Source organism: Paenibacillus lentus (genome assembly GCF_003931855.1).
In the GTDB taxonomy this organism is placed as follows: Bacteria; Bacillota; Bacilli; order Paenibacillales; family Paenibacillaceae; genus Fontibacillus; species Fontibacillus lentus.
The window spans coordinates 2,767,563-2,783,108 of the sequence record NZ_CP034248.1 but is presented as its reverse complement, the minus strand read 5'-3'; the positions used below and the strand labels follow the sequence as shown (position 1 = coordinate 2,783,108).

Annotated in this window: 9 protein-coding genes; all 9 read right to left on the bottom strand. The window is 51.7% G+C overall.

Annotated features, from left to right (window positions below):
- Nucleotide 1: 1 nt before the first annotated feature.
- Nucleotides 2-1,183 (bottom strand): sporulation protein YqfD, encoded by a 1,182-nt coding sequence (yqfD, locus tag EIM92_RS12315; protein ID WP_125082884.1) that lies wholly within the window; start codon nt 1,181-1,183, stop codon nt 2-4.
- A 5-nt stretch (nt 1,184-1,188) separates the two neighbouring features.
- Nucleotides 1,189-1,476 carry a sporulation protein YqfC gene (gene yqfC, locus EIM92_RS12310; RefSeq protein WP_125082883.1) on the bottom strand — a complete coding sequence of 96 codons (288 nt, stop codon included), beginning with the start codon at nt 1,474-1,476 and terminating at the stop codon, nt 1,189-1,191.
- A 288-nt stretch (nt 1,477-1,764) separates the two neighbouring features.
- Nucleotides 1,765-2,208: a GatB/YqeY domain-containing protein gene (locus EIM92_RS12305; RefSeq protein WP_125082882.1), complete on the bottom strand. Its 444-nt coding sequence runs from the start codon at nt 2,206-2,208 to the stop codon at nt 1,765-1,767.
- A gap of 16 nt (nt 2,209-2,224) precedes the next feature.
- Nucleotides 2,225-2,398: a 30S ribosomal protein S21 gene (gene rpsU / locus EIM92_RS12300; RefSeq protein ID WP_005547957.1), complete on the bottom strand. Its 174-nt coding sequence runs from the start codon at nt 2,396-2,398 to the stop codon at nt 2,225-2,227.
- Between the two features lie 130 nt (nt 2,399-2,528).
- Complete coding sequence (locus tag EIM92_RS12295) at nt 2,529-2,894, bottom strand: histidine triad nucleotide-binding protein (RefSeq protein ID WP_125082881.1); 366 nt, start codon at nt 2,892-2,894, stop codon at nt 2,529-2,531.
- Between the two features lie 314 nt (nt 2,895-3,208).
- Nucleotides 3,209-6,724 carry an AAA family ATPase gene (locus tag EIM92_RS12290; RefSeq protein WP_125082880.1) on the bottom strand — a complete coding sequence of 1,172 codons (3,516 nt, stop codon included), beginning with the start codon at nt 6,722-6,724 and terminating at the stop codon, nt 3,209-3,211.
- Nucleotides 6,721-7,905 (bottom strand): exonuclease SbcCD subunit D, encoded by a 1,185-nt coding sequence (locus EIM92_RS12285; protein WP_125082879.1) that lies wholly within the window; start codon nt 7,903-7,905, stop codon nt 6,721-6,723. Before EIM92_RS12285 ends, EIM92_RS12290 begins: the two co-directional genes overlap by 4 nt.
- A 46-nt stretch (nt 7,906-7,951) precedes the next feature.
- Nucleotides 7,952-11,956, bottom strand: a complete 4,005-nt coding sequence (gene addA / locus EIM92_RS12280) for a helicase-exonuclease AddAB subunit AddA (RefSeq protein WP_125082878.1) — start codon at nt 11,954-11,956, stop codon at nt 7,952-7,954.
- Entirely contained in the window at nt 11,953-15,474 is a 3,522-nt protein-coding gene (gene addB, locus EIM92_RS12275; RefSeq protein ID WP_125082877.1) for a helicase-exonuclease AddAB subunit AddB, read from the bottom strand. Before addB ends, addA begins: the two co-directional genes overlap by 4 nt.
- Nucleotides 15,475-15,546: the final 72 nt, after the last annotated feature.

Sequence of the window (15,546 nt, the reverse complement as noted above, 5' to 3'; positions counted from 1 at the left end):
CTCATTCTCCTTGCTCATGTACTATCGGAAGTTCTTCCGCTATATTCTGCTCTACTTCAAAAAGCACTTTCATATAAACTTTACCATTGTCTGACTTCTCATGCAAAATTTTTTGACTTATTATTTTCGATTCGACACCATGTTTCGCGTAAACGTCCCTCAAAGCTCTTTGGATTCCGTCTTCTTTTGCTTGTTTTTCCGAAATCTTCAATTGAATTTCCGTCGTCTCCAGCTGCTTCTCGCTCATCCAGCCGATTGGGAGCTTCAGACTTCTCCAAGTTAGCGGGTCTAGCTCGGTCAGGGTTTGGAAATGGGCGAACCCGTTGCTTCCATAGCCGGTAATTTGAAAAGCCGTTTGGCCAAAAAACAAATAACCCTTCACCTTTTTGTCGCCGGTATATACATTCTGTTTCCGCACCAACGGTACCTCAATGTTGTACTCGTGCCAAACAATTCCCCTGATTTCCCCTTTAGCCACGACATAGCTATCCCCTTGAACCCCAGCAATAAGTACCTGGCCTTTCCTTACCCGATCATGCTTCTTCGCTTCAAGCTGACCTCGCTCGGCATAAATGTGCGTAATAATGGCATCAGAATTGCTTATAAGATGGCTTGGGCTGTACAGTTCCTCTTCCTTCGGACGCGTTGCTTCCACGACCTGGATGGTAATTCGCGTTCCGCTTCGAGATACGCCAACCCAGGATGTCCCCGCCAGCTTGCGCGTTAATTCAGCCGATAACTTGTCCTGCTTAGGCATGCGGAATATCCATTGAAAAGGATAAATTCCTTCTTCGCGAGCAGCAAGCAGTACATCTTCCGTAGATATTTTATCATTTCCTTGTACCTCAATATCCCACACAAGCGAGGAGAGAGCAAATACTGTTGCGATAAACATAGCAAACCCGCCGATGAAAATCTTGCGGCGCCACAACCTGCTCAGTAAAAAGGGCATACCGATGCGGTGTTTTACGGACATCCTGCAGCCTGTCCGCTTTAATAATGGACGAAGGGAGAAATAATCGTCCAAATGAACGTCCATCTCCATCTTTCGCTCCGGTAGGGAACGCACATTCCATATCTCTATGCCTTCCTTGGCCAGCTCATTAATCAGCTTCTCGAGATGCTGACCACGGACGACAATCGTCACGCTGCCGCGCAAACGGGATAACACCGATGATTTCACGCGATTCACTCCTCCACTCCCTGATATTTAATGCCGAAAATCCGGCCTTCAATCATGATTTCCTCGGGCATGATTGCCTTGATCACAAGCTCTGCTCCCTCCACCTTCAGCATCCCCTGCTTTAACTCAAGATGCATTTCCTCTGGAGAGAAGTGAACTAGGCCATGATGATTCTCAATCAGCAGTTGCTTGTTGCCGATCATGGTGAGCCTCGGTAAATCGAATACAAGATCCCCCGGCAAGTCGAGCGCTTCGACCGCCCATTTGCGAATTCTCCGTGATAGCTGGCTCATTTGAGGCAACCCTCCTTCCTCTACCCTACAAAATATGCGCCCAAGAATGAATTTATGAGAGAGAATGAATTTATGAGAGCCGGATAAAAAGGAGGCAGGGGAGATAAACTGTTTAACAGGTACCCTTTTTATAAAATTCAGCTTGGAGTTTAACTGGATTATGCTTATATTTGAATTCATATGCTGCTGTTTCGTAGAGCAACAGTATTTCATGTGTCTACATCACTAACTTTAATTACACACAAAAAACACCTTCTACAGAATGTAGAAGGTGTTCATTTGCGTATGCTATTGCAAAAGCTGCTGAACCGCTTGATTCACAAGCTTACCGTCTGCCCGGCCTTTGACCTTGGGCATTAGGGCGCTCATGACTTTCCCGATATCCGCCTTCGAAGAAGCACCGGTTTCCTGGATGGTCTGCTGTACAATGACTTTAATTTCTTCTTCTGTAAGCTGTTCAGGAAGGTACACGGCAATAATCTCAGCTTCAGCTTTGACCTTTGCAGCAAGATCATCGCGTCCTGCATTTTCAAATTCTTGGAGGGCATCTTTGCGCTGTTTGATTTCACGACTTAGGATATCAAGCACTTCATTATCGTTCAAAGGTCTTTTCAAATCTATTTCAAGATTCTTGATCGTAGCACGAACCATTCGAATGGTGGAGAGTTTGAACTTGTCTTGACTCTTCATCGCTTGCTTCATATCTTCGTTCAATCGCTCGCTAAGATTCATTGGTAGCTAATTCCTCCTAAAACTTTCTCTTACGAGCAGCCTCGGACTTTTTCTTGCGCTTTACGCTTGGCTTTTCATAATGCTTGCGTTTCTTCACCTCAGCCAATACGCCATCCTTTGCGATGGAACGCTTAAAGCGACGAAGTGCAGCATCAATCGTCTCGTTTTTGCGAACTTTAGTTTCAGACACCAGTTTTCCCTCCCTCCGACCAGACCGTCCAAGAGCATAACACGGTTCATCACACTTCATTATAGGGGAAAAATAAATAGGGTGTCAACCAAACACCTAGTTTTTATCATTCATTTTCAACTTGAAATTTTTAGATGGCGTGTGAATCGGAACTTTGAACAAGCGCACCAAGTTTCGCTCCGCCTATCAAATGGTAGTGAATATGATAGACTGCTTGTCCACTGTCAGGGCCGCAGTTATTGATGAGGCGATAGCCCGTCTCGGCAACCCCCAGCTTTTTCGCCGCCTCCTGGGCTACACGATGTAATTCTCCGATCATTGCATAATCCTCAGGCCCCACATCATTCATCGTTGCAATATGTTTTTTGGGAATAATTAGCACATGTGTGGGCGCTGCCGGCTGAATATCATGGAACACGAGAAAAGTATCATCTTCGTACACTTTGTTTGATGGGACGGATCCATTCGCAATTTTGCAAAACAAACAATTTTCCATTTCAATGCCTCCTACGAATATATATGTACCATCATACCTAAAATTAGCAAAAAAAAGAAGCACCCAGCTCCCTCGAGAACGAGTTCGCTGATCGTACGGACGTATTGGACCCAAAAGAGTCTCTGTCACCAATACGTCCGACGGGGTGCTTGCAAAATGATGTCGGCTAACTGTAGTATAACAGCCGGATGAAACTGTATCTGTGATGTACATCACGCTTTCACGAAATTGTTTTACGCCTTTTTTTAATCATAATAATTCGAGTTAAATAGTTGTCTCTTCTTAATAAAAACTTTCCATCTGCTGGCCTTCTGCTACAAGCTCTCCAGCATAACCCGCGAGCCCTCGCCACCGCTTTCTGCAGGGATGACGATCAGCTTACGGGCCAATCTAGCGCGAAGCTCAGCCACGTGACTAATAATTCCGACGGACAGATGGTCGTGATGAAGGTGTTCTAAAGAAGTTATAACCGTATCCAGCAGCTCTGGATCCAGTGTTCCAAAGCCTTCATCCAAGAAGAAAAACTGTAGCGGATACTGGCCGCGAAGCTGTATTTGCGCGGATAGAGCCAATGCTAGGGCCAGGGAAGTAAGGAATGTCTCTCCGCCTGACAGAGTAGCTACGGGCCGCTTTACTCCGCCATTAGCATCGTCGCGAATCACGAATCCGCCACCGGAATCGCACTCCAGCGCATACCTCTGGTTCGTCAGAAATCGCAGCCGCTGTGAGGCGGCCTGGCTGACATTCATCAACTGCTCTTCCGCTACATACTCCACGAATGCATTCCCCCGGAGAGAAGATTGAAGCTTTGCAAGCAATTCAGCCTCATGCACTCGCTTCAATCGAGCTCCCTCGAGCTCCTGCCAGCGGATATGCCTCTTTTCAAGATCCTCTAAATCTCGCTGTGTCCTTGCCTTCAGTTGCAATGCAGCCTCGTCCTGCTCTTTGGCCAATCGTAAGGCTTCGCTGCACTCCTGCCACTCCTCTTCCGTTACATTACGGCCTTCCAGCTTAGCCTCTAGCTCCTTGAGATTAATCACCAGCTCTCGCTCGGCATCCCGATGCGATTGAATTTGCTGCTCCAGGGACTTCATCTGCTCCCCGTCCATGAGCGCCTCCGAGACTTGCTGTTCATGATCGAATGGAGAAGCTGCCAATTCTGCCTGCCACTGCTCCAGCTGCTTCGCTTCCTGCTCCTGAGCGGCCAAGGCAGCTTGCTGCGCCAGCACATCTTCCTGACTCAGCCGTTGACGTTCTATCTCCGCTGCTGATTGACGCTGCTTGCTTGCTTCGGCCCTTGTCCGCAGCAACTCAATGCGCTGTCGAGTTTTCTGTAGTAGAATTTCGACGGATTCCTCACCGATCCACGTCGTGAGCCTTGCCTTTTTATCACGGAGCAAATCCTCTTTGCCCTGGAGTTGAACTTCCCATTGCAGCAATAATTTATCGAGTTCGGTGATTTCACGCTGTAACTGAACGATCTTCGCTGTCTTCTCCTCGATAAAAGGTATGCTAAGAAGCAAACGTTGCTTGATCTCCTCCGTGATCTGGTCGCGTTCGTGAATTTGTTCCATTCGGCTTACTGCTTCCTCAGGAGAAAAACCAGGATGCTCTTCCTCCCATTCCTGAACTAGTTTAGCAAGGTCATCCCGGCATGCCAGACAGGTTTGACGAGACTGTTCGGCCAACGTGGCAGCCGAGGCCGCCTCTGCCCTAGCCGTGGCCAGCTTGCTCTGTATTTCAGCTAATTTATGATGTAATGATTGAGCTTGTTTCTCAATAGCATCGAACTCATCGCGCCAATCAGCCTGCTCGTTCTTCAAGCTTTCATATTGCTGTACCAATACAGTTATTGCTTCAGGAGATTCCATAATCAAATCTACTTGGTGTGTATCTACTGCATCAGCAGAAGTAATGGGCTGCAATGCAGGGATTTCAAGGGAACGCGATGCTGCAGCTTCCTGATATGCCGCAAAAAGAGCGAAATCACCTTGCTCCTGGTTTGAAGCATGAGCCTGATTCCCAACCTGAGCCTCTATCGTACTTAACATACTGCTGTATGCATCCGAATCTCTGGACACCTCGTAGCGGAGATCGCGTGCCTGTGCTAACAGGACTCTGACCTTCTCCAGTTCTGACTCACCTAATTGAAGGCCGCTTGTATCTGTATTTGGAGCCGCTGGTAACGGGTGCTCAGTGGAGCCGCATACCGGGCATGGTTGCCCACTGCTTAGCGCCTCGGCTAATCGCAAGGACCACTGATGCTCGTCCCGTTCTTTAGCGAAGCGCCTCAACGCTGTGTCATGGAGCTCTATTCGTTCTTCAAGTCCAATCGTCGCAGCTTTAAGCCCTGCCAACCTCTCCTTCACTTGCCAAGCCTTGCCGATTAGCTCTTGACGCTCTTCTATATTCCTTGCTTCCTCTTTGATCAGCGTCTCCAGGCGGGTGTTAACCTCTGTAGACTGCTGCAAATGCTTATGCTCATCCGTTTCGGCCTTATTCAGAGCCTCACGAGCATTATTTATTCTTTGCTGCCGGGAAAGCGCATCTTGGATGTGTCTGCGATCGGAGGCCTTCACCTCGTTCTGCTTCAACCGCTCCTCCAGCTCCTGCTTGCGCTGCTGCGCCTTGGCTAGCAGCTGCTCCTGCTTGCCCAGCTCTTCGCCGAGCTGACGGTGCTGCTCACTTCCCTGCTCACGCTTAGCTTGCAGTTGCTTCACTTCCGCTTGCAGTTCATCGCATTCCGCCTGCAGCACCTTCGCCTGCTCGAGCTGATCCATGCGGAGCAGCAGCACAGGCTCCTCGCGCCCAAGCTCAGCCGCGGCCGCTTCAGCCGCCTCCGTCGCCGCGCGGGCGCTCTCCGCCGCCACCGCAGCGGCCTCGCGAGCCTGTCCTGCGGCCGCCGCTCGCGAAGCGGCAAGCTGCTGCGCTTCCTTCCAGGCCGCCAGCGTCGGCCTGATCCGCTCCGCAGCAGCAGCGGCCGCAAGCCGCGCCTCCAGCTCGGCGACGGCGCCATCGCGCTCGCGCACCTTGGCGAGCTGCGCGGCACGCGCGCTGCGCTCGAGGCTAAGCTCGCGCACCTTGGCGAGCTTCTCGCTGCGCTGCTGCGCCTCGACAAGCTCGCGCCGACGCGCCTCGGCCAATGCCGCGGCCGCCTTCAGCGCAGCCTCCGCCTCGCGCAGCGCAGTCTCCGAGGCGTCGCCCAGTCCCTGCTGCTCTGCAGCAAGCTCTTTATGCGCTTGATCGTTCTCCTTCACTTTACGGCTCAGTTTCTGAGCAAGTAAATCGCCATATTTTTCCAAGTGAAACAGACGCTGCAGCATCGCTCTGCGCTCCGCCCCCTTGAGCGAGAGAAACTCAGCGAATTTACCCTGGGGAAGGACGACTGCCCGCGTAAAATCATCCATCTTCAGCCCAATTTTCTCTTCCACGCAGCGCGTCACATCGGCCAGTTTATCAGCCACAACCTTTTCGCCTTCAGGTGATATTTCGATGAATCGACTAATCGTGTTGCTGACCGAAATATCGTTTTGCCGCTTGAAGCGGCGCTCAACCCGATAACGCTCCTCGCCCTGCGCCGATGCCAATTCAAAGGTAAAAGCCACGAACAACGAATCCTCCGAATGGTTCATAATTCCCTGCGTTCCTCCCGAGGCACGGCCTACTTTACCATACATCGCTAGCGTAATCGCATCGAGAATCGTGGACTTTCCGCTTCCAGTCGGGCCGAATATCCCAAACAACCCCGTATCGCACAGAGCTGTAAAATCAATCTCCTGCATGCTTCGATAACTCTGCAGGCCGGATAGCTTTAGCGATATCGGCTTCATAGCTCCTCCTCCTCTTTATGAACGGCGGCTTCTTCATCCGCTACAAGCGACATAAACAAGTCGACCAATTCTTCCTCTGGCTCCGCTCCCCCGCTTTGCCGCTGATAAAATTTACGGAACAACTCATGCACCGGCATTTGGGCGCGTGCAGCAACCGCCTGTTCCTCATCACGTCCAGGATAAATCGGGCGGATATGCACAATTCCTTCATGCGCTTTACGCAGTGCCTGAATTTCGCTCATCGACATCGCTTCGGTCAGACTGATTTCTAAATCAATAAATGCATGGCTATCCCGTCCCTCTTCCAGCCAGCGATGCGCTTCCTCCAATCCCCCCCGGCATGACCATCGCACCAGGGGACGGCCGCTGCTCAGATGGAGCTCCTCTGTCACCGGGATACTTCCTGGCGCTACATCAAGCAGCATAACGGACTTCGCCTGCCCAGCCTCCGAGAAGCTGTAGGCAAGCGGAGAACCGCTATAACGAATCAACCCGCTGCCTTTGACAAGCTGTGGGCGATGCAGATGCCCTAATGCCGTATATTGCGCGCCAACATCCAGAGCTGAAGGATCTACCGTGTAAGCGCCGCCGACTTGAATTGGACGCTCGGAGTCCGATTCCACGCCGCCAAGCACATAAATGTGGCTCATCGCAAGGTTTACTGTATCCGCCCGGAACTCCCCAGCCAATTGCCGCATAAGTTTGCCGACCTTGGCGCTGTATGCCAAGCGAAGCTCTCGCTCATCTCCATCTTCGGCCAGCAGCTCGGATAATCTCGATTCCGAAGGATATGGCAGGGCGGCAATGACGGCTCGCTCCCCGCTTCGCGCTATATCTACAGTCACGCTTCGGGAGGAGGGAAGGCCGACAAGCGTAATCCCACGCTGCGAAACAAGCGGAGAAACAGCGGAAATCCGTTCGGGCTGGTCATGATTTCCAGCAATGACAACAAGTTGGCAGCCCTGATCATTTAGCCGGGCCACCGTATCGTAGAACAATGCCTCAGCAGCGGCCGGCGGGTTTACGCTATCATACACATCGCCAGCCATCAAAATCATGTCGACTTGCTGATCACTTGAAAGCTGTACCAGCTCATCCATGAACATCTCCTGTTCCCTAAAACGGCTGCGCCCTTCCAGTGTCCTCCCTAAATGCCAGTCTCCCGTATGCAAAATACGCATGGCCTGCTCCCCCTCTATAAATTGGTTCTACTTCTACTTCTCGGCTTTATAATTTGACCGCTTCCCCATGATCGAAAAAGTACAGCCATTTTTCATCTACCTTGCGCCCCATGATATGTTCAATCGCCTTAGCATACAGCTCAAGCTGAAAGCGATAAGTTTCCGTTAAGACGGGCACGCCCCCAAGATGCTCCAGAACGCGGTCACTTTTATAGTCCAGCAGATATAATTTGTCGCCTACAGCGAATATACAGTCGATAATTCCTTGAATTAGCACGGTCTCGCCCTCAAGCTGTTGGAAAGAGAGTTGTCCCGATGCTTCCGTTCCCTCTAGTTCGCCGGATACAGACAGCCCACCTGCTGCCTTGGATTGTTGATCCGGATCGACGTGAGGCGAAGCAAAGCGCGGATATGCCTCTGCGGCGGACAAGCCGTAGCTAAATGGCATCTCCCGTCTGATCCAGTCAGCCTGTCGAAGTAAATCGCCAAGCGGACTCCGCAAAAAATCAGCAACCCGCACAGCATCCATCTCCCTGCTCTGTTCCTGGGACATGATCTGCTTCTCCACTAGCTGCTGCAGTGTTAGTTGAACGGTATCCTCACTTGCCTGACCGTCAAAAGGTAAATGCTGCATGAGCACATGATAAGCGGTGCCTCGTTCGGTCGGCGTCATCCGCTTCTCCTCCATAAAGCGCGGCCGTCTTAAGTGCAGCTTATACTCGACCTTCTCTTCGAGGGCATTCCGCCGCTCAACACGCGCTTCCTCCACAGCAAACCAATCTAGTGACGGTTCTTCCTGCAGCGTCAACAGCGCCTTCATTTCAGTGACTGAAGTTTTGGCCGAAATGCGCCCGGCCAGCTCATAAGGATAACGCCAATCCAGCCGGGATTGAACGGCATGGTCCAGCTCCGCGTCGTCCGTTGGCCGAATGGGCACAGGGCCGCCCGACACCAGTGCTTGCAGCATCGCCTTTTCCTCCGGCGCCCAGGTCTTGGTTGCTGCTGCTTGGGCACCAGCGGTCATGAACTGCTCGGCAGCGATGAAGCCGATAACCCAATCCGGCGCGGTGCGGTTCTGATCTTCCAAAGCAGGATTCGGCAATCCGGCATATTCCCGCAGTTGCTCAGCCGCTGGGTGGCGAATGAGCGAAGGGCCGATCCAGTCCAGATAACTGCGCCCACGAGCGATTAAGTAGTCCGGAAGCCGCTCATCCCGACTATCGAGAATATTCCCCCACGCTTCAACCGACTTCGCCAAATTTTTGACAGATGAAATAAGAATTAGCTTGTCTTTCGGTCTTGTCAGCGCAACGTACAGCACCCGGATCTCTTCTGCTAACAATTCGAGCTGCGCCCGGCGGCGAATCGCCAAGTTTGGAAGCGTTGGATAGCTCACTCTCGTAGCCTCATCTACAAACTTTGGTCCGTATCCCATTTCCTTATGCATCAAAAATGGCGTATTTAAATCCTGCCGATTGAACATTTTAGACAATCCCGCCACAAAAACAACCGGGAACTCCAGCCCTTTGCTTTTATGGATGGTCATTATTCTTACCGCGTCTTCCTGCTCGCCGGCAGAAGCTGCTGCTCCGAGATCACCGCCGCTTTCCCGCAGCCTCGTCATATATCTTAAGAAGCGAAACAGCCCTCGCGACGCGGAGGATTTCTCAAATTGTCTAGCTCGATCAAGCAGCGCTCGTAAATTGTTCTGTCGCTGACCGCCCCCGGGCAAGCCCCCAACCCAGTCCAAAAATCCCGTTTGCCGATAAATATCCCAAATCAGATCGCCCAATTCACCTTCTCTAGCGCTATTTCTCCATGATTCCAGCTGTTCCATAAAGGCGACTAGCCTAGCCTTCAGCTCATCGTATTTCATCCCGATATTATCTGCTTCCCCTGCAGCTATAGCTATAGCTTCCGCAGTGTCTGCTGGCGTTTGATCACGGGCAATAAAAGCCTGCAGAGCCCCGTAGTAATTACTCCTTGGCGAAGCCAATCGAATTTCGGCCAGTTCTTCCTCGGATAGATTGTAAAGAGGCGAACGAAGCACAGCTGCCAAAGGGATATCCTGCATCGGGTTATCGATGACTTTCAGCAGCGACAACATCGTCTCCACCTCAGAGGCCTCAAAGTACCCCTGGCTCAATTCTCCATAGGCCGGAATTCCTTCCCTTCTCAGCTCCTCCATCATGGCAGGAGCCCAGGTTAGGGTTGATCGCAGCAAAATGACCATATCCCGGTACTCCACAGGACGCAATCCCTTCAAGTGCTTGTCATAAATGCGCAACGGTTTTTGATGCATTTCCCGAATCTTGGCCGCAATTGCCCTAGCTTCCAGGCGAACTGCCTCCAAATCAGCCAAATCCTCCTCGATCAATGACCCTTCCCCGTCGCCTTCGGATCTCAGCATCTCACTATCCGCGGCTGTATCTGCGCTCCGATCAATCAGGAGCAACTCAGGGCGGTAATCTTCCCCGGCATTCTCAGGATAACCTTCCCCATAGACGAGCTCTGAACGTGAATCGTAAGATATTTCCGCAACCCGTTCATTCATGACCTGGCGGAATAAATAGTTGACCGCATCGATCACTTCCCGACGGCTGCGGAAATTGCGGGCGAGGTCAATTTTAAGCCCTTCCGCCGCTACGTCATCGCCGTAGCTCCGGTATTTTTGCAGAAATAATCCTGGCTCGGCCAATCTGAATCTATATATACTCTGCTTCACATCGCCAACCATAAAACGGTTGCCTGGCTCTCCCCGCGAAATAAGCCGGACGATATCCTCCTGCACCGTGTTCGTATCCTGATATTCATCGAGAAGCACTTCTTCGAATTGCTGCTGGTATTCAAACGCGGCATCCGAAGGAACCACTCTATCCGCCGACGAGTCCGGGTGACGTAAAATTTGCAGACAATAATGCTCCAAATCGGAAAAATCGAGCCAACCCTTGATCGTTTTCTCTTTCCGGTATCGTTCAGCGAAGGAGGTAACGAATAAAGACAGCTCAGCCATCAGCGGAGCCAATTGATTCATCTCCTCCAGGAAAGCCTCCGGCGAACGGCCAAATAGCTGCGTACGCAGCTCGGTCATCGTCTTCTTCGCTTCCTCACGAAGCGCTTTAACCCGCTCCTGCAGCGCAGGATCGGTTTGATCCTTCTTGCAGGGCTTCAGCTTCCCGAATACGATGTGATCAAATTGTCCATGCAGCGAAGACCACTGCCCTTCATTAACGGAAACCAGCATATGCTCAACCATTGCGATGTCTTCTTCGAGCGTGCCCGCATAAGGCTGCGGGCCGCCGGGAGACAAGGCCAATGTCTGAGCCTGGCGCAGGAGCTGTGCAGCCCCCTCCAGCGTCAGCTTTGTATCGTTCAAAATGCTGCTAACCCAAACGCTCTTCTCCAAATCCTCAACGCTCGAAGCAGTAAATACCCCTGCCGCCCGCTGGAGCCAATAATCCGGCCATGGATGGCTTCGCGAGAAATCATAGAGTCTCTGGACAAGCGAAAACACGGCATCGTCGCCGCGCTCCCCGCCAAACCAATCAACTAGCCGCAAAAAGGGGCTGCCCTCCGGCTCAAGCGCATATTTTTCTTCAAACAGCTCTTCCAGCACTTCCTGCCGAAGCAGAGCCGTTTCGCTCTCAGATGCAATACGAAATCCCGGATCAAGCGGAATCAACGTATAATATCTTTGGATTACTTCCATACAGAAGGAGTGAAGGGTCGTTATCGAAGCACGGCCCAACATCGCCAGCTGCCGTCCTAGATGCTCATTTCCGGGATCCCGCTCCAGCTCCTTCTCCAGCGCTTCCCGAATACGCTGCCTCATTTCAGAAGCAGCCGCCTTGGTAAAAGTAGCGACAAGCAAGCGGTCAACACTCAGCGGATGCTCCGTATTGCAAAGCTTTTGTATAATCCGCTCCACAAGCACCGCCGTTTTGCCGGAGCCGGCTGCTGCCGCGATCAGCATATTGCTCCCGGACAGCGAGATCGCTCTCCACTGATCATCGCTCCAATAGCTGCCTGGTGGCTTCGGTTTACTCATCATTGCCCCTCCTCTCCTTCATTTTGTTCAAACAGCTCCCAGAGCTTATCCTTACCCGGCTTGCTCAGTACATGGTAAGAACCTCCATCCACCGATTCATCAAAGCGACAAACCGGCTTGAAGGCGCAATAGGTGCATGCCGTTTCTGTGCCCATGCGATAGGGCGTAATCCGTACGTCCCCGTCCGTAATTCTTGTCCCAATTTCAGTTATCCTCTGCCTTACCGAACGTAACAGCTTATACCACTGCTCCTCTGTAGCGACAGAAGCATTGCTGTAGAATCCTCCGTCCGCTTTGACAGCAACCGGTAAAATATCGGAATATCCTTTGTCTAGCACACTGTCCATCTTAGAAATGACATCGCGATCCGCAAGCAATAGCCCCTTCATCTTGAATCGTTTCAGCATCTCCAGATCGGCCTGCTCGGGACGCATGCCATTACTGCTTTGCAGCAGCGGATTATGAACATGGAAATACAGCGTGCCCGCGGGCAAAGCGCGTTCTCCAAGCCAAGACTCGGCCGAGGTTAGCAGCACGTCGAGATATGTCAGCATTTGCAGTGACAGACCATAATAGACCTCATGCAGCTTTAAATCCGTCTGGCTTGACTTATAGTCGATCACTCGAAGCAGTATCCCCTGCTCCCCCTCCGCCACGTCAACCCGATCGATACGCCCGACGATTTCCATTACACAGCCGTTCGGGAGCTCGAACGTAAGCGGCGGCAAAGCTTGTCCCGGCCCAAAATCTAGCTCCAATCCGATCGGCTCAAAGCTGCCTCGCCTGGATTGTTCGCCGAGAATTATGGAGGCACGTCCGACGATATTTTTGAGCTTGCGGGAGATATAGCCATAACGCTTTGAACTTAGCAATATTTCACCCTGAAGCTTCGGTGCAATCCGATCAACTGCGATCGCCGCTTCCTCCAGGCATTGCTCTGCGGTAAGGCTCCCCCAGCTGCGGTTCTGCTCCTTAAACGTAATTGCCATCGAGCTCAACGCCGCATGAAACAGTTGGCCGATATCCGGCGCCTTCAAACGGTAGATTTGCCGTTCCTTTAGTCTCAAGCCATGAGACGCGAAATGCGAAAATGGACATGCCGAAAATTTCTCCATTCTCGACACGCTGGTGCGAAGACGTTTGCCATACAATCTGCGGCTCGTAGCCGCCGTAAGTCCGCGAACCCGATTGCGGTAATCCAGCGAGCCAAGCAGATAGGTCACCTTCGCGTCCCATTCGGATTGGCCTTTATACCATCTCAGGACACTCCACCATAGCGGCGATACAGGCTCACCGGTTCTCCATAAGCGTAATTGATCTATTAACCGCGATAAGGTCGGCGCTGGCCGGCTGACATACTCCAGCTGCTGCTGTTCGCTATCCATCGTCGCCGGGGCTTCAGCCACAAATTGCTCCGATAACGTCGGGAAGATTGTTTTCACATGCCGAATCACTTCGGAGGGAAGCAGCGCCTTGCCGTCTTCATCAGCCAGAGGATAGCTAAGCCATAAAGAATGGCTGGCAGCCGACAAAGCCTCATAAATGAGGAAGCGCTCATCAAGCAGCCTCCGCGTTAGGCCGGGAGCAAGCTCCATGCCTATTTCGGAGAGCCGCACCCTTTCCTGATCGCTCAGCACACTTTCTTCCTGTATATTAGCAGGCATAATACCCTCGTTAATTCCGAGCAGGAATAAGTGCTTGACATGACTGGAGCGCGTCCGATCCGTACTCCCAACCAACACCTGATCCAGGGAAGGAGGAACGAGCGATAGCTTGAGATCCTGCAAGCCCGTCTCCATGATTCCAGTAAATATGTCTAAGCTTAACTCTTCATCTCCCATCATTTCTACGATTTGATCGAGAAGACCAAGGACAGAATTCCATAGCTGGCGATGCTCCATCGCTTCCTGTGGCAGTCCCCTGCGCTGAGCTTCATGAGCCAGCTTGTCCAGACGGTGGGCTGCCTCAACGTCCTCCAGCAATCTGTAGACGGCAGTGCACATTTCTCGGGCATTGCGGCTCCGCTTCAATCTTGTCTCAAATGCGGCTAGCGGCGTGACGACCGCCTCTCGGCAGCGTTCCAGAAGCCGCATTGCCTCGCTCTCCGCTTGCTCTGCCGGATGATCCATGGCATCCAGCGACAGGCTGGGCGCCCCTTTCCATGGACGGCCGTCCGTCCAGCGATAACCATGAATTCCGCTGGCCAATACGTAATTCTCAAGCTGGTCCATATGGTTTCGCGTCAAGCTGCCATCGAGCGGCAGCAGAAACTCACTTTTGACGCAGCGAAATACATCTTCATATTTCCAAAACTTCAATACAACATCCATGGCCCCGCGTATCAGCTCAACCATGGGGTGATAAAGCACGCTTCGCTTCTGGTCCAGAAAATAAGGAATACCGTATTCCTCAAACACCGGCCCAATAAGATGATCATAATCCTCCAAATTTCTAACGAATAGGGCCATATCCCGCCATCTAGCCCCCTGCTCCCTAGCCAGAGCCACCATGGCACGCGCGGCTCCTTCCGTTTCCGTGCGCCGATTGCCTGCAGAGCGTAGTGATAAGGACGAACCCAAATCCTCGGGTGCATCCGATCCCTTCCATGGAATTCGATGCTCATAAGCGTATTCCAGATGAGACAGGATTTCGTTATCCTTGAAACGGGGGAAGGGACGCGTTCCAAGCACCTCCGCCGCCTTCAGTTCAACACCGTGTTCCTCAGCTAGTGCACGGAGCTTCATGTAGGTAATCGCCGTCGTATGGAACAGGTTTAGCTCATGCGGCAAAGCTCCATCATCGTAAGGCCGATCCAAAGTAAGCGATACGGTCATCGAGGAGGCCACCGACATGAGCGCGCCAATCGCTTTATATTCCTGCGGGGTGAAGGACTGAAATCCGTCAATCCATATGTCCGCTCCGCGAAGATAAGATGAACTCTGCGCTCCCTCAGCCAATTTAACGACATGATCCTCAGCATCTATGTAGAGCCTGGATAGCTCCTGATCAAATTCGCGATAGATGATGCTTAAATCGTGGAGCTTGTCCTTCAGAAGCGGCGAGTCACCATCTGTTTTCTCCAATACTTCCCCAAACTTATCCAGCGACGCAAAATCAGCATCATACTTCTTAAGCTCGCTATATAGGGCATTAATCCGGTCGATCAAACCAAGCTGGTCGCCCGACTGTTTGTACAGCTTCAGATCTTTCCGATGCCGACGCATAATTTTGTAGAGGAGCATCTTCTTGCCCTCTTCACTTATCGGTATCAGTGCCGATCCGCCTGTTTCCTGCATAACCCGCAGGGCTAAACGGTGAAAACCAAGCACCTGAGCCCTTACGGTACCATAAAGTTGTTTTGACTGCACAATCGCACGCTCGATCTGAAACGTCCCTTGTTCTGGGGCGATTAAAATAATCGGAGGCCCGATCGGATCCGACCTCAGCATGGAGGTGATTCGCTCCAAAACCAAGCTGCTCTTGCCGCTTCCCGAACGACCGATAATAAATTGAAGTGACATGAAGCTCCTCCTAACAGCGTATTACCTTAACACTAATGTTCTATGAGAAAAAAAGCATTAAACCCACAGCTT

Bases quoted from the DNA above. Each gene is read 5' to 3' on its own strand.
- yqfC (WP_125082883.1), bottom strand. From the start codon at position 1,476: ATGAGCCAGCTATCACGGAGAATTCGCAAATGGGCGGTCGAAGCGCTC.
- EIM92_RS12305 (WP_125082882.1), bottom strand. From the start codon at position 2,208: ATGAATCTTAGCGAGCGATTGAACGAAGATATGAAGCAAGCGATGAAG.
- EIM92_RS12295 (WP_125082881.1), bottom strand. From the start codon at position 2,894: ATGGAAAATTGTTTGTTTTGCAAAATTGCGAATGGATCCGTCCCATCA.
- EIM92_RS12290 (WP_125082880.1), bottom strand. From the start codon at position 6,724: ATGAAGCCGATATCGCTAAAGCTATCCGGCCTGCAGAGTTATCGAAGC.
- EIM92_RS12285 (WP_125082879.1), bottom strand. From the start codon at position 7,905: ATGCGTATTTTGCATACGGGAGACTGGCATTTAGGGAGGACACTGGAA.
- addA (WP_125082878.1), bottom strand. From the start codon at position 11,956: ATGATGAGTAAACCGAAGCCACCAGGCAGCTATTGGAGCGATGATCAG.
- addB (WP_125082877.1), bottom strand. From the start codon at position 15,474: ATGTCACTTCAATTTATTATCGGTCGTTCGGGAAGCGGCAAGAGCAGC.